This is a genomic window from Paraburkholderia sp. UCT2 (genome assembly GCF_014397665.1).
In the GTDB taxonomy this organism is placed as follows: domain Bacteria; phylum Pseudomonadota; class Gammaproteobacteria; order Burkholderiales; family Burkholderiaceae; genus Paraburkholderia; species Paraburkholderia tuberum.
Genome location: NZ_VZQO01000057.1, coordinates 24,700 through 45,371, shown reverse-complemented (window position 1 = coordinate 45,371; position 20,672 = coordinate 24,700). Strand labels below are relative to the sequence as shown.

At 64.8% G+C, this 20,672-nt stretch carries 17 protein-coding genes and 3 pseudogenes; 11 read left to right on the top strand and 9 right to left on the bottom strand.

Annotation, left to right across the window (positions count from 1 at the left end):
• A pseudogene (locus F6X39_RS36415) lies at positions 1-217 on the bottom strand (hypothetical protein); the annotation flags it as partial.
• 320 nt (positions 218-537) lie between these two features.
• Here F6X39_RS36415 and F6X39_RS37725 point away from each other — a divergent pair.
• The 4 genes from F6X39_RS37725 to F6X39_RS31830 all read left to right on the top strand — a co-directional run bounded on the left by F6X39_RS37725 (position 538) and on the right by F6X39_RS31830 (position 5,124).
• Complete coding sequence (locus F6X39_RS37725; RefSeq protein ID WP_410450601.1) at positions 538-996, top strand: filamentous hemagglutinin N-terminal domain-containing protein; 459 nt, start codon at positions 538-540, stop codon at positions 994-996.
• Between the two features lie 440 nt (positions 997-1,436).
• Positions 1,437-1,979, top strand: coding sequence for a (2Fe-2S)-binding protein (locus tag F6X39_RS31840; RefSeq protein ID WP_187619533.1), 543 nt, complete (start codon positions 1,437-1,439; stop codon positions 1,977-1,979).
• Complete coding sequence (locus tag F6X39_RS31835) at positions 1,976-2,986, top strand: FAD binding domain-containing protein (RefSeq protein ID WP_090807430.1); 1,011 nt, start codon at positions 1,976-1,978, stop codon at positions 2,984-2,986. Before F6X39_RS31840 ends, F6X39_RS31835 begins: the two co-directional genes overlap by 4 nt.
• Positions 2,983-5,124 (top strand): xanthine dehydrogenase family protein molybdopterin-binding subunit, encoded by a 2,142-nt coding sequence (locus F6X39_RS31830; protein ID WP_187619532.1) that lies wholly within the window; start codon positions 2,983-2,985, stop codon positions 5,122-5,124. The genes F6X39_RS31835 and F6X39_RS31830 overlap by 4 nt, the downstream gene beginning before the upstream one ends.
• Before the next feature lie 242 nt (positions 5,125-5,366).
• On the opposite strand, the gene F6X39_RS31825 is transcribed toward F6X39_RS31830, so the two are convergent.
• The 7 genes and pseudogenes from F6X39_RS31825 to F6X39_RS31800 form a co-directional block, all read right to left on the bottom strand.
• Complete coding sequence (locus F6X39_RS31825) at positions 5,367-5,951, bottom strand: DUF1254 domain-containing protein (RefSeq protein ID WP_262414886.1); 585 nt, start codon at positions 5,949-5,951, stop codon at positions 5,367-5,369.
• Positions 5,952-6,331: 380 nt separating this feature from the next.
• The gene (locus F6X39_RS31820; RefSeq protein WP_187619530.1) at positions 6,332-6,847 is read right to left on the bottom strand and encodes a DUF2867 domain-containing protein; all 516 of its coding nucleotides are present in this window, start codon (positions 6,845-6,847) and stop codon (positions 6,332-6,334) included.
• Between the two features lie 36 nt (positions 6,848-6,883).
• Positions 6,884-7,027, bottom strand: coding sequence for an SDR family oxidoreductase (locus F6X39_RS31815; RefSeq protein ID WP_262414889.1), 144 nt, complete (start codon positions 7,025-7,027; stop codon positions 6,884-6,886).
• A gap of 29 nt (positions 7,028-7,056) precedes the next feature.
• Positions 7,057-7,182, bottom strand: a pseudogene (locus F6X39_RS37145) (TetR/AcrR family transcriptional regulator); the annotation flags it as partial.
• Between the two features lie 121 nt (positions 7,183-7,303).
• Positions 7,304-7,807: pseudogene (locus F6X39_RS31810) on the bottom strand (5-oxoproline transporter, DUF979 family subunit); the annotation flags it as partial.
• Positions 7,804-8,571 carry a DUF969 domain-containing protein gene (locus F6X39_RS31805; protein ID WP_187619528.1) on the bottom strand — a complete coding sequence of 256 codons (768 nt, stop codon included), beginning with the start codon at positions 8,569-8,571 and terminating at the stop codon, positions 7,804-7,806. The gene F6X39_RS31805 and the pseudogene F6X39_RS31810, both read right to left, overlap by 4 nt.
• Before the next feature lie 124 nt (positions 8,572-8,695).
• A complete protein-coding gene (locus F6X39_RS31800) occupies positions 8,696-12,325 on the bottom strand; it encodes a hydantoinase B/oxoprolinase family protein (RefSeq protein WP_187619527.1) in 3,630 nt (1,209 codons plus the stop codon).
• A gap of 276 nt (positions 12,326-12,601) precedes the next feature.
• Between F6X39_RS31800 and F6X39_RS31795 the strand changes: the two genes are divergently transcribed.
• On the top strand, positions 12,602-13,618 hold the full coding sequence (locus F6X39_RS31795; RefSeq protein ID WP_187619526.1) for a toxin co-regulated pilus biosynthesis Q family protein: 1,017 nt from the start codon (positions 12,602-12,604) through the stop codon (positions 13,616-13,618).
• Positions 13,619-13,691: 73 nt separating this feature from the next.
• A complete protein-coding gene (locus F6X39_RS31790) occupies positions 13,692-14,873 on the top strand; it encodes a hypothetical protein (RefSeq protein ID WP_187619525.1) in 1,182 nt (393 codons plus the stop codon).
• A gap of 286 nt (positions 14,874-15,159) precedes the next feature.
• Here F6X39_RS31790 and F6X39_RS37720 read toward each other — a convergent pair whose 3' ends face one another.
• The gene (locus F6X39_RS37720) at positions 15,160-15,702 is read right to left on the bottom strand and encodes an IS1595 family transposase (protein WP_410450603.1); all 543 of its coding nucleotides are present in this window, start codon (positions 15,700-15,702) and stop codon (positions 15,160-15,162) included.
• 95 nt (positions 15,703-15,797) lie between these two features.
• Between F6X39_RS37720 and F6X39_RS31780 the strand changes: the two genes are divergently transcribed.
• The 5 genes from F6X39_RS31780 to F6X39_RS31765 are packed head-to-tail and all read left to right on the top strand — an operon-like array spanning position 15,798 to position 20,648.
• Positions 15,798-16,550 (top strand): efflux RND transporter permease subunit, encoded by a 753-nt coding sequence (locus F6X39_RS31780; protein ID WP_316251743.1) that lies wholly within the window; start codon positions 15,798-15,800, stop codon positions 16,548-16,550.
• Positions 16,551-16,567: 17 nt separating this feature from the next.
• Positions 16,568-17,026, top strand: a complete 459-nt coding sequence (locus tag F6X39_RS37140) for a TolC family protein (protein ID WP_262414885.1) — start codon at positions 16,568-16,570, stop codon at positions 17,024-17,026.
• A 21-nt stretch (positions 17,027-17,047) separates the two neighbouring features.
• The gene (locus F6X39_RS37135; protein ID WP_262414887.1) at positions 17,048-18,115 is read left to right on the top strand and encodes a TolC family protein; all 1,068 of its coding nucleotides are present in this window, start codon (positions 17,048-17,050) and stop codon (positions 18,113-18,115) included.
• A complete protein-coding gene (locus F6X39_RS31770) occupies positions 18,112-19,038 on the top strand; it encodes an ABC transporter substrate-binding protein (protein ID WP_187619524.1) in 927 nt (308 codons plus the stop codon). The genes F6X39_RS37135 and F6X39_RS31770 overlap by 4 nt, the downstream gene beginning before the upstream one ends.
• Positions 19,038-20,648 (top strand): amino acid ABC transporter permease/ATP-binding protein, encoded by a 1,611-nt coding sequence (locus F6X39_RS31765; protein WP_187619523.1) that lies wholly within the window; start codon positions 19,038-19,040, stop codon positions 20,646-20,648. Before F6X39_RS31770 ends, F6X39_RS31765 begins: the two co-directional genes overlap by 1 nt.
• The last annotated feature ends 24 nt before the right edge of the window (positions 20,649-20,672 follow it).

Genomic DNA, 20,672 nt, shown 5'->3' with positions numbered 1-20,672 from the left:
CTATGTATGTCACCACGCCGAATACAACGTATGCGAAAACCACGCCCAGAGTGTCATACGCGGCGGCCGTGCGTTGGAGCGCGGCGACGGCGATATAGCCGATCAACACGACCGTGCCCAGGCATATCCGGAGGAGCGCCTGCTCCTTCTCAGGTTGTCCGCGAAAGACACCTGGAAACGTTTGCTCATGCCAACGCTGCGCGCCCGGCCGCTCCATGCCGTCTACCCGTCAATATTGTCTTTTGCAGAGCGGGCATTCTATCGCTTTTGCCGGCGACCAATGCTTCTTGCCGCTCTCTCCGTCCGCGTCCGAAGGTTGAACCGCCATTCCTGCCGCCGCGGCGACCGACACACCTCCACGCTTGAAGCGGTACCAGCAAGCATCGGGTGCATGCCCAAATACCGGTTGGTCTTTTGAAACGCGCTGCTACGATTAGGCTGTGTTGTGCGGTATGGCGGCTTTCGCGCCTTGCCTGGTCGCAACAACCTGCGTTCCGCTGACAACGACTTTCCAAGAACTACGTTTCGGGAGGGATCATGTCGCGTCATTCATCCAGACTGGCGATCCAGTCGCCCCCAACCCCGCGCAATGGGCTGTCCTTTTCGCTGGCGTATGCCGGCGCGGCACTCATCGCGCCTCGGTCGCGGCCTTCCGCGTGGAACCGTGTTCTGCGCCCGCTGACGCTTGCACTATGGGTGCCGCTCGCGCTCGCCGCGTGGTGCGTGCCGATGGCCCACGCGGCCGGACCACTGCCGCAGGGCGGCGCCTTCGTCCGGGGCCAGGGCGCGATGACGAGCGGCACCACTTCGCTAACGATCGACCAGTCCTCGTCCCGCGGCGTGATCGACTGGCACAGCTTCTCGATCGGCAACGGCAACACCGTCGCCTTCAACAACGGGTCGGGCGCGACGCTGAACCGTGTCTCGGGCGGCGATCCGTCATCGATTCTCGGCAAGCTCACCGCCACCGCGGCACACTCACAGCCATGTGAATGAGGGCAGACGTCGAATAACCTTTAGCGCGTGCAGCCAACCGACGTCAGGCACAGGTCGTTGCAAACCGGCCAGTTCTCGACGGAGAAGGATCGTTAAATTCGGTGTCCGCATTGGTCGAATGCTGTTTTTTTTGAGGATACTGCGCCGACACTTTTTATCTGGATCGTGCGGACCGCCATCACCTACATCGACTGCATTTCGCTGGCGCCTGGCGCCTGGAACCTGGGCCTCAATCAGCATCAGGTCGAAATCGGCTCACCTGATCCTGGCCCGCTTGCAAGTGTCGAGCCAGTGCATGCGAGCAGCTCGCCGTTGCAGTTCGAGCCGGATCGATTCTTTGGGAGACGGTGCGGAAGCAGGAGGGATATCGTCCCTTGATATCAACTCCATATGGTCTATATACAAGCAGAGTGATTGTTGAAACCGGCGAGGAATTGGGGATGGACGACGCTACTTTCGGGGAGCAATTAGCTCCAAATGGAAACGCCGGGTTGCCTTGGTCAAGCAGCATCACGGTGGCGATGCGTGTGAACGGCCAGTCGCGGGCCGCTACAGTGAACCCGCGCGTCACGCTGCTGGACTGGTTGCGCGAAGACTCAGGTCTCAGCGGCGCCAAGAAGGGCTGTAATGAAGGCGCATGCGGCACCTGCACCGTGCTGGTCGACGGCAAGCGGATGAACAGCTGTCTGACGCTCGTCGTGCAATGTGACGGCCGCGAGGTCACGACTGTCGAAGGTCTGGCCGCCTCCGACGGGACGCTGCATCCGGTACAGCAGGCATTTATCGAGCACGATGCTTTTCAGTGCGGCTATTGCACGCCCGGGCAAATCGTCTCCGCGGTCGCCTGCATCGCTGAAGGGCACGCGACCGATGAGGCGAGCGTTCGCGAATGGATGAGCGGCAATCTGTGCCGCTGCTCTTGCTATCCGCAGATCGCGGCGGCCGTGCTCGATGCCGCCGGCGCGGCCGGGCACGAACGATGAAAAACTTCGAATACGCGCGTGGCGCAACCGCGCAACAGGTAGTCGCGTCGTTGGCGGCGGGCAACGTGGCGATCATCGCGGGCGGTACGGAGCTGCTCAACTGGATGCGGCTCGGCATCGCAGCGCCCGATCGCGTCATCGATGTCGGTGGACTCACAGGTCTCGTTCGTATTGTGCGCGAGCGTGACGATCTGGTGATCGGCGCGCTGACGGACCTGAACGTGATCGGTGAAGACGCGCTCGTCGGAGCCCACGCGAGCGCGCTGGCTCAAGCCTGTCTGCTCGCCGCCTCGGCGCAGGTGCGCAACCGCGCGACGCTCGGCGGCAATGTGATGCAAAAGACGCGATGCGCTTATTTTCGTTCGGAAGCGCCGTTGCCATGGGGCTGCAACAAGCGCAATCCCGGGTCGGGCTGCCCCGCGCGCAATGGCATCAACGAACGGCATGCAATTTTTGGCTGGACCGATGCATGCGTCGCGGTTCAACCGTCCGATCCGGCTGTGGCACTGGCTTGTCTGGATGCGACAGCTGAGGTCATCGGGCCGAACGGCGGTCGAATGATCAAGATGACGGAGTTCCACCTGACGCAGCAGGAAGCGGCCGGTATGGGCGGCGATGCCGCCCGGCTCGAGACGAGACTGGCTGCCGACGAAGTAATCGTCTCCTTTCACATACCCATCCGCGCGGACGCACGATCGGCCTACGTAAAAGTCCGCGAGCGCGCCAGCTACGAATATGCGCTGGTCTCGGCAGCCGCATCCGTGGAGCTCGATCGGGATCGCATTGTGTCGGCGCGCATCGCACTTGGCTCGGTGGCGCAACGCCCGTGGCGCCTTCCAGCCGCGGAGGCGTCGCTGGCCGGGCAGGCGCCGACCAAGGAAGTGGTCACGCCGATTGTCGACGCGGCAATGAGCGACGCCCGGCCGCTTGCTCACAATGGCTACAAGGTGACGATGGCGCGCAATGCCGCGGTGCGTGCGTTACTGACGGCAGCAGGGCGATCATGAGCATCGGCACGGCGGTCTCCCGCGTGGAAGGCCAGGCGAAGGTCACGGGACAGGCGAAATTCGCGGCTGACAACACGCCGCCCGGCACGCTTCATGCGGCGTTGGTCGGCGCGCCCGTCGCGTCGGGCCGGCTGATCGACGTGGATGCCACCGCGGCACTTACCTTACCGGGTGTGGTGCGGGTGCTTACCGCGCACGATATGCCGCGATTCGGGGCGGTTCAGCCGCCAGCGGCGGTGCTCGCACTGCCGTTGCAAAACGACGCGATTCGGTACGAAGGCGAGCCGGTCGCAATCGTGCTTGCGGAATCCATCGAGGCGGCGGAAGCCGGCCGCGATGCCGTGCTTGTCCGTTGCGAGCGCGACGACCCCATCCTTCCCGGCGCCGCGACGCGCGAGCCGCCGCCCGAACCGCGCATGCTCGGCGACGATCTGGAGATGGGCGACGTCGATGCGATTTTCGGAACCGCACAGGCAAGCGTGGCGGCGACGTATATTCAAGCCGCGCGTCACCACAATGCGATGGAGACATCGGGCACCGTTGCGCGATTCGAGCACGGCAAGCTCACGCTGTGGGATGCGGTTCAGGCGAGCGAGAATGTGCCGCTTGTCGTAGCCGCGGCACTCGGCATGAGGCCGGACGACATTCACGTGATCGCACCGCACACGGGCGGCGGGTTCGGCTCGAAGGGATATGTGTGGCCGCACCAGATTCTGGCCGCCGCCGCGGCACGCGTCGCGGGGCGGCCCGTGAAGCTTCATCTGCGGCGTCACGATCAGTTCGTCTGCGTCGGCTATCAGCCGTGGGTGAAACAGGACATCAAGCTTGCGGCAACGGCGGACGGCCGGCTCAGCGCCATCGATCACGAAATCGTCAATTCGAGCGCGATTGCGGACACGCATCTGGAGCCCGCAAGCGAAGCAAGCAAGACGCTTTATGCGTCGCCCGCCATTCGCACCAAGCAGTGGCTGGAGCGGCGCAACATCAACGTGCCCACGCCAATGCGCGCGCCGGTGGAAGGTCCGGGGCTATGGGCGCTCGAAAGCGCGATGGACGAACTCGCCGTGGCGCTGAAGATCGATCCGCTCGATCTACGACTGGCGAACTACGCCGAGGTCGATCCGCATACGAACAAGCCCTGGTCGTCAAAAAAGCTTCGCGAGGCGTATGAGGAAGGCGCGCGGCTTTATGGCTGGCGCACGCGCGGCGAGACGCCACGACGAGACGGAGCGTGGCGCATCGGACATGGGATGGCGACGAGCTCGATGGGCAATTTCCGCTTTCCCGGCGGGGCGCGCGTGCGCCTGAGGTCCGACGGCACGGCGCAGATCGAGGCGAACACGCACGATATCGGCACCGGCACGCAGACGGTCTTTTGCCAGATCGCGGCCGAAGAGCTGGGCTTGCCGATCGAGAACGTGTCGATTGTGTGGGGCGATACCAACCTTCACCCGGCGAGTCCCGTCTATGGATCGAGCGCCACGGGCAGCACGGGAAGCGCGATCGCACTGGCTTGCCGGGAAATCAACGCGAAGCTCGATGCGCTCGGCGGGAAAGACGTTCGCGCGGGCCTGCGGCGGGCTAATCTACCGGAGATGGTCGCGGACGGTGCGTTCACGCTTCCGGGTGGCGCCAGCTTCAGCGCGGACGGCGACGGTACGCCATACGCGATGCGGACGTGGGGTGCGATCTTTGTCGAAGTAGGCGTCGATCCCGAGCTTGGCCTCGTGCGCTTGCGCCGGGCGGTGGGTGCCTATTCCGCGGGCCGGATTATCAATCCGAAAACGGCGCGAAGCCAGATGACGGGCGCGATCATCTGGGGTTGGGGCAAGGCGACGATGGAAGAAAGCGTGCAGGAGCCCAATACCGGTGGCTGGCTCGCGAAGAATCTGTCGAACGTGGCGGTCCCGGTGAATGCGGACATTCCGCTCGATATCAAGATCCACTTCGTCAGTGAGTATGATCCGCATGCAAGTGCGATCGGTACCCGCGGCATCGGAGAACTCGGCGCGACCGGCGTGGATGCCGCAGTGGCCGCAGCCGTCTACGACGCCATTGGCTTGCGTGTGCGCGACCTGCCCATTTTGCCGGGCAAGATACTGGCAGGCCTTTCGAGTCAGCACGCCGCTGCGGGATAGCAATGCGGCTCGGTCGTGAGTTGAGTGCTCAGGACGGACGGCACCTGTCGAATAAAGCAAAAGGCGGAAAAATTTAAAGGGAAAGCTGAACGGCAAGTTGGGGCCGATGTTGGGCGTTTGCGCGGATCGTTAAACCAGAAAGTGAGTGTTTTTTGCAGGAATTAATAAAAATGTGAATTCATTTGCAATGCCTTGTTAAGCCATTGATTGTGCTGGAATCGGTCTGTGAGAGAAATAACGGGTTAAAGCAGATCCTGAACGTACGGTCGCGTCAATGCGTCTTGAAACGTTGCATGATGGATAGTTAAGCAGAATCTGAAACGCGAGGCCAGCAAGCGTGGAAAGGGCCAGTGGTTTTGGCGTCTGATGTTCGGTGCCTTTGCCGACGTTCGGCGATAGGGAGCCGTGCGTCGGCTGCAGCTTGGTTTGCTGCCATTCGTAAACCGGCGTCGGCGAATGGCACTTCGCACTGTCAACGAGTGAGTCTTCCCGACCCATACCGGGCAGTCGCATTGAGGCGCGGCCGTCGCCGAAACGTAGATGGTCAACGAACCATCTTTGTTTTTCTTCAATACGCCGCTGTTGCCGTCGTTAAGGGAGCCGGGGTTGTCAATCACATAACCCCACAGGTCATCCCACTGGCTGGTGTAGTAGCGATGCTTTTCAATTCGGGGCATGCTCAGGACCCACGGCTCGCTGCGCACGTCTACCCATGCATAGGAATAAGGGGTGTCGTTATTCGGCGTCACGATGTCGGTATCGGCCGGAGACGACGCCCCCAGGTGCAGCCACTTGCCGAATGCGCGGTCGCCCTTGATGGCCTGCATGTACATCTCGTCCGATAGTCTGCCCGCCTCAAGCTCACGTAATGTACAAGAGCGCTCTTCATTGATGTACGTTCGGCATGTGGCAACGAAGGACCGTTGGTGGCCGAGAGCACCAGTTCCGTGAACGTTCTACGAAGCTGACGTTGGCGTCCTCAACGGCGGCTTTCCGGCGAGGTGGATGAATGGGTGCTGCCGGCCAAGAGGCGTAAGTTGCCCACGGTATTAGTCGGTCGCTCAAACGTCGGCTGCGCATCTCGTTTCGGCCGTTGGTGCCGCCCTTCGATACCTCGGAATTCAAGCAGTTGATATCAACGGCGACGGCAGGCGGTGCCACCGCCTGCTCTCTGGCTGAGCCGCGCAGACGGCTCAGTGAATCGCCGTTATGCATTGGGCCATCCTAGCCGCTGCGCTCGATGAAGCGAGGCTCGTACGACAACCCGATGGAAAGGTGCGATGAGCGTAATATAGGCTCGCCCCAGCGGACGATTGTAGAAGACGAGCGTCGTCACTATGAGGCGGGATCGACCGTGAGATGACGGCTGCACGAGGACCGACACGCGGAAATCCAGATGCGTGTCATCCTCGCCGAGAACGATCTCGTCGTCATATCGTTCGAATACGTGAAATAGGCTTATCCTGTCGCCTCCTTTCTCCTTGAGGTCAACTGCTGTCTTCAAGCCGAACGGCCGCACGAGAATGTCCCGGAATCTCAGCAGCATGCCAATCCATGCCGGCTGCCTGGCAAAGACGTGTCGTGCGAGAGCCTCTGCGTCGTGGCAGGCTCTTTCTGGCAGGTCCACCGAGAACGCGTCCGCGAAATCAGCCAGGCCGTACGACCATCTCAGCTGCGAGGCCGGCGGCAAATCGGACTGTTCGATCTTCGGATAGCAATGCATGTGCGATCACCAATGCGAGGGTCCTGGGCCGAGACATTACAGCAGCGAGATACCGCCGTCGACCACCGACTCCGCGCCCAACATGTACCGCGAAACGTCAGTCGCCAGAAATAGCGCCGCTGTGGCGATATCGCTCGCTTCGCTCATCCGGCACACCGGCACCTGCACCTCGAAGGCCAGGAGGCGTTGTACCGACTTTTTTTCTGCTGCTATGCCGGCAAAAGACCAGCAATACGATAGCTTTCAATTAACCCATCATAGACAGAGATATCCGCGCGACTTCTGGCGATGAGTTGAGCGCCAGCGACGGCTGCGAAGATGGCGCGAGCACGCCCCTCGCGAGGCGCCGCCCCGGCATGCCGGGCGGCGCCCTTGAAACGGAGGATTGCCGCGAGAGAAAGCGATGCGATGCGGCGCGCCGTCCGACGGAACGGCGCGCCGCCGCGCGCATCAGAACAGCGCGTCGATGAGGCGCCGCGTTTCGCGGATCGACTGGCCGATGGTATCGCGCGTGAGCCGGCACGCGAGCGCCAGCGCGACGATGCAGCCGATCCCGAACGACACGAGCGTGACGTTCTTCGGATCGAGTAGCGCGTGGCTGCCGAATACCAGATGCGCGGACAGCAGCGTGCCGACGACGGTGACCGCCGGAATCGTCAGCGCGGGCACGAAGAGCCGGTTGCCGAGCTGCTTTGCCCGTTCGCGCAACTCGGCCTCGCCGCGCACGCGCGGCTTCGCGCCGGTCACGCCGCCGAAGCCCGCGACGAGCGCCATTGCGATGACGATCACGCCCGTCACCGCGGTCGGCAGCACGTCGCCCGCGAGGAACACAACGCCGTACAGCATCCAGAAGCCGCCCGCGAGCCAGCGCTTCGGGTGGTCGCGGTCGCTGACGATGACGCCGCCGATTACGAACAGCAGCACGCCGAGCAGCCAGAAAAACCAGGTGAGCGAAATCATGCGTGATCTCCTTGAGTCGGCGCGGCGGCGAGCTCGGCGCTCGCTTGGTCGTTTTCATCATGTTGAACGGCGTTGCCGCCGCAGCGGCGCGCGAGCCAGCCGTCGAGGCGATGAAGGCGCACGCTTTGCACGATGAACGCGGCGAGTGCGGTCGGCATGCCCCATACCGCGACGTGCATCGGTTCGACCGCGATGCCCGCTTCCTTCAGGAACGTCACCATTAGCACGATCGCGCCGAACGCGACGAAGATGTCCTCGCCGAAGAACAGGCCCACGTTGTCGGTCGCGGCGGAGAACGCGCGGATGCGGTAGCGCTCGGTGTCGCCGAGCTTGCCGAAGCGCGTTCGCGCGGCGCCCTCGGCCATCGGCGCGATCAGCGGACGCACCATCTGCGGATGGCCGCCGAGGCCCGTTAGCCCGAGCCCGACCGTGGTCTCGCGCACGAACAGATACGCGATCAACAGACGTCCCGGCGTCGCCGCGCGGATGCCGCCGATCCAGATCTGCGCGCGCTCGCGCAGGCCGTGCCGCTCGAGCAGCCCGATCACCGCGAGCGGCAGCAGGATGATGAGCGGAATCACGCGGGTCTTCACGAAACCGCTGCCGATCGCTTCGAGAATCCGCTCGAGCGGAAAGTGCGCGGCGAAGCCCGTGACGATGGCCGCCGCGGTGACGATCAGCATCGGATTGAAGCGCAGCAAGAACCCCGCGATGATCACGAGGACGCCGAGCAGAGGATAAAGATTGACTGCTGCCGGGTGCATGGCCAGGTCTCCTGTTGGTCAGGGTTGGTTAGGCTGGTGGTTGGAATCGCCGCGCCGCCTGCGGCGGCACGGCATGGAAGGGCGGCGCGCTCCCCGATACGCTCTCGCGCCGCCGCCCGTTCAGTCAGGCTGCGTGCCCATAGCCGCCGCCGCCCGGCGTTTCGATCACGAACACGTCGCCCGGATTGACCTGCGCGGTGTGGGTGGCGCCGAAGCGGTCCACCGCGCCGTTCGCGCGCTCGATCCAGTTGCGTCCCGGACGGCCGTCCTCGCCGCCCGCGAGTCCGAACGGCGCGACGCGGCGACGGTTCGCGAGAATGTTCGCGGTCATCGCGCGCGTGAAGCGGATGCGTCGCACCGCGCCATCGCCGCCTGCCTGCAGCCCAGCGCCGCCGCTGCCGGTACGGATCGCGTGCTGCTCGACGATCACCGGGAAGCGCCACTCGATCACTTCCGGATCGGTCATGCGCGAGTTGGTCATGTGCGTTTGCACCGCCGACGTGCCCGGATGACTGCGTCCCGCGCCGGAGCCGCCCGCGATCGTTTCGTAATACTGCTGGGTCTCGTCGCCGAACGTGAAGTTGTTCATCGTTCCCTGCGAGCCGGCCATCACGCCGAGCGCGCCATACAGCGCGTCGGTGATCGACTGCGAAACCTCGACGTTGCCGGCCACCACGGCGGCCGGATACGCGGGGTTCAGCATCGAGCCGTGCGGAATCACGATGTCGATCGGGCGCAGCACGCCTTCGTTCATCGGAATGCTGCCGGCGAGCAGCGTGCGGAACACGTACAGCACGGCGGCCTTGCACACCGAGCGCGGCGCGTTGAAGTTGCTGTTGCGCTGCTCGCTCGTGCCGGCGAAATCGACGCGCGCGCTGCGCTTGTCGTGATCGATCGACACCTTCACGCGGATCACGGCGCCGTCGTCCATCGCGTACGCGAACTCGCCGTCGGCGAGCGCGTCGATCGCGTCGCGAACGGCTTCCTCGGCGTTGTCCTGCACGTGGTTCATGTACGCGAGCACCACGTCGGCGCCGTAACGGTCCACCGCGCGCAGCAGTTCGTTCGCGCCGCATTCGCAGGCGGCGATCTGCGCGGTCAGGTCGGCGATGTTCTGGTCGACGTTGCGGCTCGGCCACGGGCCGGTGCCGAACAGCTTGCGCACCTCGTCCTCGAGGAAGCGCCCCTCTGCGACGATGCGCACGTTGTCGAGCAGCACGCCTTCTTCTTCGATGGTCGTGCTGTTCGGCGGCATCGAACCCGGCGTGATGCCGCCGACGTCGCCGTGATGGCCGCGCGCGGCGACGTAGAACAGCAGCGCGCCGTCGTCGCCGTACACCGGCATCACCACGGTGATGTCGGGCAGGTGGGTGCCGCCGTTGTACGGCACGTTCAGCATGAACACGTCGCCGCGGCGCATGCTCGCGCCGTGCTCGCGGATCACGCTCTGCACGCTGTCGCTCATCGACCCCAGATGCACGGGGATGTGCGGTGCGTTCGCGATCAGCCCGCCCGCGCGGTCGAAGATCGCGCACGAGAAGTCAAGGCGCTCTTTCATGTTGACCGAGTAGGACGTCTTTTCGAGCGTCACGCCCATCTGCTGCGCAATCGACATGAAGATGTTGTTGAACACCTCCAGATGCACCGGATGGCGAGCGGTGGTGATCGTCAGCGCCGCAGCTCCGCGCTCCGCTTCCTGCCGCTCGAGCAGCAGCGTGCCGTCGTCGAGCACGCGCGCGCTCCAGCCCGGCTGCAGCACGATGGTGGAGATGTCCTCGGCAATCAGCGCCGGGCCTTCGATGCGCGTGCCCGCGGCGAGCGTCTTGCGCACGCGCAGCGGCACCGCGCGCAACGCACCGTCGACGAACATCGGCACGTCGCTCGGCGCCGTCTCGCCGCGCAGCGCCAACGGCGCGCCGATGCGCGGCTGCGTGCCGGTCTGGCCGACCGCCTCGACGACGATCGATTCGATCACGAGCGGCTTGCCGCCCATCACGAAGCCGTAGCGCTTGCGATGCAGCGCTTCGAACGCGCGGGTCATCGCGGCGGCATCGCCGAACGGCACTTCTAGCGTCGAGTCGGTGTTCTGATACTTGAGCCGCACCGCGCGCATCGCGTCGACCTGCGCGCGCGGCACGCGCTGCGCGGTGACCTGCGCGATCGCGTCGGTTTCGAGCGCTTCGTACGCGGGTTCGAGCGACGCAGCGGCGGCTGCGTCCAGCGTCGCTTCGACGGCTTTTTCGCGCAGTACGCGCAGATCGGCGAGGCCCATGCCGAATGCGGACAGCACGCCGGCGAACGGATGCAGCACGATGCGGCGCATGCCGAGCGCGTCGGCGACCGCGCACGCGTGCTGGCCGCCTGCGCCGCCGAACGCGCACAGCGCGTAGTCGGACACGTCGTGACCGCGCTCGACCGAAATCGTCTTGATCGCCTGCGCCATGCTGTCGACGGCGACCGTCAGAAAGCCTTCGGCCACCGCTTCGGGGCTCATCCGCTGGCCGGTTTCGCGCTCGACCTGCGCGGCCACTTCGGTGAAGCGGCGCCGCACCGTTTCGGTGTCGAGCGGCAGATTGCCTTGCGGTCCGAACACATGCGGGAAGTGTTCGGCCTGCACGCGGCCGAGCATCACGTTGCAGTCCGTCACCGTGAGCGGGCCGCTGTTGCGATAGCTCGCCGGCCCCGGATACGCGCCGGCCGATTCCGGGCCGACCTTGAAGCGGCCGTTCTCGAAGCTGCAGATCGAGCCGCCGCCCGCGGCCACCGTGTGAATGTCCATCATCGGCGCGCGCACGCGCACGCCCGCGACCTGGGTCTCGAATACGCGCTCGTACGCGCCGTCGTAATGGGCGACGTCGGTCGACGTGCCGCCCATGTCGAAGCCGATTACCTCGTGTTCGCCGACCGCCTCGCAGGTCTTCACCGCGCCGACGATGCCGCCGGCCGGTCCCGACAGGATCGCGTCCTTGCCATGGAAGTGACCGGCTTGCGCGAGACCGCCGCTCGACTGCATGAACATCAGGCGCACGGAGCCCGTCTGACCCGACACGCGCTCGACGTAGTCCTGCAGCACCGGCGACAGATAGGCGTCCACCACGGTGGTGTCGCCGCGGCCGACGAGCTTCATCAGCGGACTCACGCGGTGGCTCACCGAGATCTGCGTGAAGCCGCATTCGTGCGCGAGCGCCGCGACGCGCAATTCGTGCTCGGGGAAGCGATAGCCGTGCATCAGCACGATCGCGACCGAGGTGATGCCGGCCGCGCGTGCGGCCTGCAGGCCGGCGCGCGCGGCAACCTCGTCGAGCGGCCGGAGCAGTTCGCCGCGCGCGCCGACGCGCTCGTCGATCTCGAGCACGCGCTCGTACATTTGCGCGGGCAACTGGATGTGGCGCGCGAAGATATCCGGACGCTCCTGATAGCCGATGCGCAGTTGATCGGCGAAGCCGCGCGTGATCGCGAGCAGCGTGCGCGCGCCCTTGCGTTCGAGCAGCGCGTTCGTGGCGACCGTGGTGCCCATCTTCACGACTTCGATGCGCTCCTGCGGCAGCGGGTCGGCGGCGGCGAGGCCGAGCAGGTCGCGCATACCCTGCACGACGGCGTCCTGATAGCGGTCCGGGTTCTCGGACAGCAGCTTGTGCGTGACGAGCGCTCCGTCGGGCCGGCGCGCGACGATGTCGGTGAAAGTGCCGCCGCGGTCGACCCAGAACTGCCAGCGGCCATCGTCGGCGCGCTCGTTGCCCGGTGTCTTCCCCACGTTTCGGTCTAGAAGCGGGAAAGAACCCGGAATGATCCCGGAATGAACATGGAAATAGGCGGGAGAGAAGGCGGATAGAAGAAATGGCAGGATCGTAAATGAAATCTGGAGAAAAACAGCCTAAAGATATGCGCGCTGAATGCCGTCAACCAGCTTGCGCCATGAGCACGCAGTCCGGTCATTCCGGGCTCGCGAGCCTGAATGTCGCGACGTGCCGGACGGACGCTGCGCGGTAGTGGCGGTGGCGGCCGCAACAATCAACGAATCGAACAGAGCATGCGAAAGCTGGCAGTCGGAATCGGAATGACGATGTGGCTGGGTTGCATGGCAGTGACCTGTGCGGTGGCTATGGCGTCGGAGCAGCAGGTGATCGTCGAGGGCGCGCAGCGTGCGGACGAAACCGTGCGCGTGAGCGGCCAGCGCGTGCCGTTGCTGCACGCGCTCGAACAGATCGTGCCGGCGAGCTACAGCGTCAACGTGCCGAACGCCGGCGCGTGGGCCGATACGCCGGTCAGCTGGCATGCGGGCGGCTCGTTCGTGCGCGTGCTCGGCGAAATGCTGTCGGCCAATCCGCAGTTGCAGGCGCGCGTGAATACCGATCTGCGCATCGTCACGGTCAGTGCGGTGCCGCAGCGAGCGATGACAACCGATGCGCCGCAGCGAGCCGATGCGAACGCCAATGCGCGCGAGCCTGCGACGGGTGGTGAGCCGATCGATACTGCCGCGCAGCGTGCCAGCGGACCTGCGGTGACGGCGGCTGCGCCGCCTGCGTCGCTCGCGCCGGACGAGTCGGCGGTGTCCGCGCCGCTGTCCGCCGTTAATACGCAGTCCTCGTCGGCAGCCACGTCGAAGCCGCCGACCGCGCCGGCCTCGATCGCCGTGGCCGGGCCGCCGGGGCAGCCGTTGACGCGGGGCATGCCGCCAGCTGGTGCCGACACCGCTTCCGCGCCGCAAGCGCAGCAAGTCTGGGAACTCCGCGAATCCGACGGCTCGGTGCGCAACGCGCTGCAGCGCTGGGCTCGCGAAGCGGGCTGGCAATTCGTGTGGGACGTACCGACCGATTTCACCGTCGATGCGAATGCAACGATTCACGGCTCGCTCGACGAGGCGCTGCGCGAAGTAGTCGATGCGCCTGCGTCGTCGATGATTGCAAGGAGTCCGCATTGCGAACACGTCGCAACCAGGCGACTGAGCGACGATGCGGTCCAAAAGAATCCCAACATTTCTCGAGTTGGCCGCGACGTCAGTGAGCTCTTCGGGGACGCGCAACCGCAAGCCGCGTGCTTCATATAGGTTCTTGCGGATCACCGCGCCGAATCGGCATTCAAATTTGCTTGCCATGAACGGCGACGAGGGTATGCTTTGCTTGGACAAGTATGCCAGCCAGCGCTCGTATGGCGCAGCTCTGACCTCCGTCAAGATGCCTTCGCCAGGCGCTTACAGCGGCCTCGCCTCGCTGGCGGGTCGCGCGCATCCTGCCGTCTCGCCCAACGCCAAGGAGACAGACATGCCCGTGCCCAAGGTCAAGCTCTCGGACTCCGCGGCGTTCCGTTCGGTCCTGTCCGAGCAGGAGTGGAACAACGTCTCGAACCTGTTCGCCACGCGCGGCAAGGCCTGGCCCGAGCACGAGACGCTGCTGAAGGAGCAGGCGTCCGAACCCGACGAGTCCGCGTTCCATTCGATCCCGCGGCATGGTCCGCAGACCGGGTGGGAATCCCAGCTCATCCGCCTGGTGACCGGCCGCACGCCGGACCAGCCCGAAGACCCGATGGGCGTGAAGGACGCGGTCGAGAAGTACCGCAGGAAGGAAAGTCTGCCGCTCAAGGAGCGCGGCAAGATCCGCTACGCGAAGGCCAATTCGGTCGGCGCCTTCCTTTCGCCCGAGGTGGAAATGGCGGCCATCACGCTAGCCCGTGCCAAGGCGGATCCGCTGATGAAATACCGCTACGCGGAGACCACGGCTGGGAACGCGACCCAGTGGCAGCCCTTCGACTACATCGATGTCGTCGTGAGGCCGCCCTACGGGCTGGCCGGCGTCAGCTTCTATCGCAGCAAGAACGCGACGAAGCTGGTCGAGAGCGATGCCGTACAGGCGATCGAGGACTTCGTCAACAGCCGGCGCATCACCCGCAGTGCGAGCGCAAAGCAGAGCGGGCGCACCTGGGAGCGCACGCGCGACATCCTGCGTGGGATGGACGAAGAGGGCCGGGAGAACTACCCACACTACCGCATGGCGGCCAAGCGCGACTTTGGGTTGCGCTTCACTAGCATGCAGGACCTGCTCGACCACCTGGAAGTGAGCGCGATCTGGATGAAGTACGTCAACGTCGCGCTGCGCCTCATCGGCAATGCCTGGCTCGTACACACGGCCTATGCGGTAGGCGGCGTCTCCTATGTCGCCACCGGCGACGAGGTCGGCGACGTGAAGCAGACGTTCGCGGCCAAGCCCAAGTGCGAGCCAACGGTGAAGTCGGGCAAGTGGACCGGCAAGCTCAAGACGACCGAGACCGGACCCGAGGTCTTCATCAATCCCGCCAGCCTGCTGTAAGGGGGCGGGTCGCCCCCCTGCACGCGCAGCCTGGACGCACTCGTCGACTCCCCCGCCGCCACGAGGCCCGGGCGGCTCGAGCCACGTTGCGGACCGCGGCGTATCTGGTGCACCACGTCATCCCGCACACCCTGGCGCAAATTTCTGCACGCGCCAAGCGGAAACGCGGCGCTGCGAACCGGCCGGCCGCGCCGCGGAGGGCTGCGACGCACCCGGGGCGGTGAGCCCGGCAGGCCGGCGGCGGTGAGAGAAGGGCGCGTCGATAAACGCCCTCTGGGGTGTCCATTTAACCGGAGTTAGCGATTTGCCTTCGCGGGCGGCTCGGCGAAGGTCGCTCCAAACTGGGCGGATGTCCGCGTTGCTCCGGCGGCTTTGGAGGAACAGCCTTTGGGCGCTGGGTCATAACAAGGTCTTGGTAACGAACCGGTCCATGGGCGACAGCAAGCTCCATGACCCGGTAGAACAGCATCCCTCGGCTACGTGAGCGGCGGCGGTTGAAACGGAACACGAACGCATCCAGATAACTGGGCAATTGTGCAGAATCCACCGCTCCCTGGTGGGTGCCCAGTAGCCACCGTTTTGCGAGGGACGCTATTCGATGCACACCTGGCGGAAGTTCTCCGGGGTCTTCGCCCCGCGTTGACGCGGCCCGCTGGCTACGGCGGTCATGAATGTACCCATTCTTCTCCAACCACCGGTAACCCTGCCAGCCATCGGTGATGACCGCCGCCCCCGGCTCAATGTTATCCAACACGAAGGAGCGAAGCGATTCTGAGGAGGCATCCGCCACGGGCGCCATTCGACAGCGCCCGAATCCCTTCGGCTCCAGGATCTCGATCGCGATACACGTCAGGGATTTACCAAGGTGCGCTATCGAGGGCTGGCAAAGAACGCCAACCGGGCGTTCGTCGCGCTCGCAAGGCCGTGCCGCTCGCCGAAGTCGCCGACATCCGGATGGAGCCCGGTCCTTCGACGATCGAGCGCGAAGAGGGGCAGCGCGTGATCATGGTGCAGGCCAACGTGCGCGGCCGCGATCTCGCCGGGTTCGTGCTCGCTGCGCAACATGCCGTGGCCACGCTGGTCAAGCTTCCGCCCGGGTACAGCCTGTCCTGGAACGGCAGCTTCAAGAATCTGCAGGAGGCGATGTCGAGGCTCTACGTGGTCGTGCCCGTCGCCCTGGCGGTGATCTTCGTCCTGCTTTATCTGATGTTCGACAGCGTGAGCCTGGCGGCACTCATCTTCTTCAACGTGCCGTTTGCGGCAATCGGCGGGATCCTGGCGCTCTGGACTCGCGGCCTGCCGTTCAGCATTTCGGCCGTCGTCGGCTTCATCGCGCTGTTCGGCATTGCGGTGTTGAACGGGGTCGTGCTGGTCAGCTACATCGTCGAGAAGCGGGCGAGCGGCCCTGGCGCTATCGAGGCTGCGCGGCAGGCTGCCTTGACACGGCTGCGTCCCGTGCTGATGACGGCGACTGTCGCGAGTCCGGGCTTCCTGCCTATGGCTTTTTCCACGCGTTCCGGCGCCGAAGTTCAACGGCCGCTCGCCACGGTGGTGATCGGTGGACTGATATCGGCCACGCTGCTGACCTTGCTGGTGCTGCCGTCCCTGTACCCGTGGTTCGACCGCCGCAAGCGCACGGTGCCGCAAGAGCAGACCGTACCGGAATACGCAGAATGACACAGGGTGCTACTCACATGATCACCTTCAAACGTTCGTCCAGCCTGTTGATACCGTTGCTGCTCGCGGGTTGCGCAGTCGGTCCCAACTTCACGCAGCCTGCCGCACCGGCTGGAGCCGGCTATACGCAAGCGCCGTTGCCTTCGAGGACCGCGGCGGCGGCCGGCGCGGATGGGCCGGCGCAGGACTTCGTCGTCGGCGGCGATATACCCGGGCAATGGTGGACGCTGTTCCAGTCGCCGCAGTTGAACCAGTTGATCGATCGCGCGTTCAGGCGAAGCCCGACGATCGACGCCGCACACGCTGCGCTCACTAGCGCGCGCGAAAACATGCTGGCGCAGGAGGGGGCGTTCTTCCCCAGCATCGGTCTCGATGCGTCGGGCAGCAGGAACGGGACGCCGACTGCGAGCCTCGCACCGGTCGCGGCGAACAACCAGCGCATCTATTCGCTCTACACAGGCGAGCTGACTGTTTGATATTCGCTCGACGCATTCGGCCTGAATCGCCGGACCGTCGAATCGGCGGCCGCGCAAGCCGAGAACCAACGCTTCGAACTCGAAGCGGCCTATCTGACGTTGAGCAGCAACGTGGCGCTCGCGCCGATCGACGAAGCGGCCTTGCGAGGTCAGCTTGCCGCGCAAGAAGAGATGATCAAGGCCGACACCGAACTCGCGGACATCGTCCGCCGTGAATACACGCTCGGCGAGGCCGCACAGGCCGATCTGTTGCAACAGCAGGCCGTGCTCGCCCAGGCGCAAGCGGCATTGCCGCCGCTCGAACAGCAACGGGCGCTGCAGCGCGATGCGCTGACTGCTCTGGTGGGATGCTTTCCGAATGAAGACCTGGCGGCGCACTTCGATCTGGCGGACCTGCACCTGCCTGACAATCTTCCGGTGAGTCTGCCGTCCAGGCTGGTCGAGCAACGCCCGGATATTCGCGCCGCTGCCGCCACGCTGCATGCTCGCGGACACGGCGGCGCTCTTTCAGGCCGTCGGCGGCGGTTGGTGGTACAGGTCGGACGCGCTGGTCTCGAGCGCGGCGCTGAAAGAAGCTCATTGAGTCGGACCACGCGACACATTCCTCATGATACGAACTCTCATTGGCCTGATCTTCGTCGCTCTGCTGGACGGCTGCGCCTATTCGTCGGCACAGGCTCACCGTGCGCCGCTTGCGCAGACTGCGACAACCCGGGCCGTCGACTATGCGGGCCTGCCCTGTGGCAATCATCAAGTGCACGTCAAATCGCCGGCGTGCTACTTCCCGCGCGAAGCGCAAATACCTGCCGCCACGCTGCAGGCGGGGACGGCGTGATCGCATTGAGTACGACGCATTGCGCCCGGCAGTCGAAGCGTCCAGCTTGCCGGGTGCGCTGCCGACTCGACTGGGCGTGCGACAGCATCGACCCGCTCAGCGGCGCTGATGTCCTGCTTCGCGCCCGTGCAAGCATTTGGGCGCGCTGGAACAAGTCCACGGAATTTCGTTCACCTACCCTTGGCCTCGTGCGATGCAACGAGGCGTACATAGGGTGGGCCTTTGACATCTGCCGTTCAGGAGTATGGGGATGAACACAAATATTGTCGGTCATGGGCGTGGCATGCCGCGCGCAGGCGGTTTTGGCCGCCGCTGGCGCGAGCTGCTTCTCGGCGCTGCCAGTCTGCTGGCGCTGCTGATGTCGGGTCACGCTCAGGCCGCCGCGCCGGTGCCCGCCGAGTGTGCCGCGCTGCAGGCGAAATACCCGCAATTCAAGGGCAAGACGCTGATCAACGCGATCAACCCGCACACGCCGGGTTACGAAGCGCTGGACCCGAACGATCCGACGAAATACATCGGCTTCGACATCGATCTCGGCGAGGCGATCGGCAATTGCCTCGGCTTCAAGATGGCGTACAAGCCTGTCGCGTTCTCGGCGCTGCTGGCGACGCTGCAAAGCGGTCAGGCCGACATCGTGATCTCTGATATCTATGCGACCGAGGAGCGCGCGAAGGCGGCAGACTTCATCACCTATTCGAAAGTGTTCGACGGCGTGCTGGTTGCGAAGGGCAATCCGAAGAAAATCAGCGGCATCAACCAGACGATGTGCGGCACGACTGCTGCGGAGAACACCGGTTACGTCGAAGTGCCGCTGATCCAGAAGCTCGCACCGGCTTGCAAGGCGGCGAATAAGCCGGAAGCTGCCGTGCAGCTGTACGACAACAACGCGAACGCAATCCAGGCGATTCTCTCAGGCCGCGCCGATACGTACATCAACGACGTCAATACGGTGGACCAGGCAGTCAAGGCGTATCCGGGCCAGCTCGAAAAGGCCAATGCGGTGACACTGCCGTATTCGATTGGTATCGGCGTACCTAAAACGAATCCGGCAATGCGCGCGGCGGTAATGGCGGCGCTCGTCGCGATACAGAAGTCCGGCACCCAGACCGAGCTGCTGAAGAAGTGGTCGCTTGGTGCTGAAAATCTCGAAACTCCCAAGCTGATTGCCTCGAACTGATGAATTTGTTCCTGCACTATGTCGGCCTGCCATATCTGTTAAGCGGCATCGGTTTCACCATCGCAGTCACGCTCCTCGGGCTGGCAGGCGGTCTGATGGTGGGACTGGTGCTCGCGAGCATGCAACTGAGCAAGGTGGGGCCGCTTGCCGTCATCGCACGCGGCTACACGGTGATTTTTCGCGGAACGCCGCTGATCCTGCAACTCGTGTTCGCGTACGACGCGCTGCCGCACATCGGTTTGAAGTTGAGCGCGATGGGCGCCGCGGGTCTCGCGCTTGCGGCGAACGAGGGGCCGTTCATCGCGGAAATCTTGCGCTCCGGCGTGCTCGGCGTCGACCGTGGGCAAGTTCTTGCGGCGCAGGCGCTCGGCATGACGCCGACCGTGTTGCTGCGCCGTGTGATCGCGCCGCAGGCGATCCGCACCATGGTGCCGGCGCTCGGCAACGAATCGGTCAGCGCGTTGAAGAACTCGTCGCTGGCCTCCGTGATCGCGGTCGACGAACTGACCTTGCGCAGCACGCAACTCGCGTCGTCGACGTTTGATTTCTTCTCGATCTTCTTTGCGTCCGGGCTGATGTATCTCGTGCTGACCGGCTTGATTGCCGCGATCCAGCTATTCGCCGAAACCGCGCTCGATCTTGATCGCAGTCCGTCCGTACGCTTTGCGCGACTGCTGCCGTGGCGCCGGGCCGCGCTCGCCGTGGAGCCCTCCGCCGCAAGCGCGACGCTATCCGTCGGTGCGCCGCTCGACGCCGCGCCCGTGCCGGTTGCGCGCAAGGCCCATGCGGAGCGCGCAAGCCGCTACGAGCTATTGCAGAAGCAGAAAGCGGCGGTGCAGGTGAAAGGGCTGAGCAAGCGTTACGGCAAGCAGACGGTGCTCGACGGCTTCGACCTCACTGTCCGCTTCGGCGAGGTCATTGCGCTGCTCGGGCCGAGCGGATCGGGCAAAAGCACGCTGCTGCGCTGTATCAATCACCTGGAGCAGTGGGATGCCGGCGAAATCCGTATCGGCGGCAAGCGCATCGGTTTTCGGGTCGACGGTCAGCCAATGACACAGGGCGACCTCGCCAACGAGCGAGCGAGTGCCGGCGTCGGCATGGTGTTCCAGCATTTCAATCTATTTAGCCATCTGACGGCGTGCGAGAACATCGCCGGGCCGCTGCGCTGGGTGCACGGGATGCCACCGGCCGACGCCGAGCGCCGCGCGCGCGAACTGCTCGAACGCGTCGGCCTCAGTCATCGCGCGGATGCGTTGCCGCGACATCTGTCGGGCGGCCAGCAGCAGCGCGTCGCGATTGCCCGCGCGCTGGCGCCGAATCCTCGCGTGCTGCTGCTCGACGAACCGACCTCCGCGCTCGACCCCGAACTCGTCGGCGAGGTACTCGACGTGATTCAGCGGCTCGTGGACGAAGGCGGCCTGACCATGATCATCTCCACGCACCAGTTGCGCTTTGCCGATCAGGTCGCCGATCGTGTCGTGTTCATGAGCGGTGGCGCGGTGGTCGAACAGGGACCCACGCATGAAGTGCTCACCCAGCCGCGCCATCCGTTGACAGCTCGATTTCTGAGCGTGATGGGCGCGGACGACCGGCTCGAAGTCGCGTCTTGACGGCGCACGCCATTCAGCATCGCC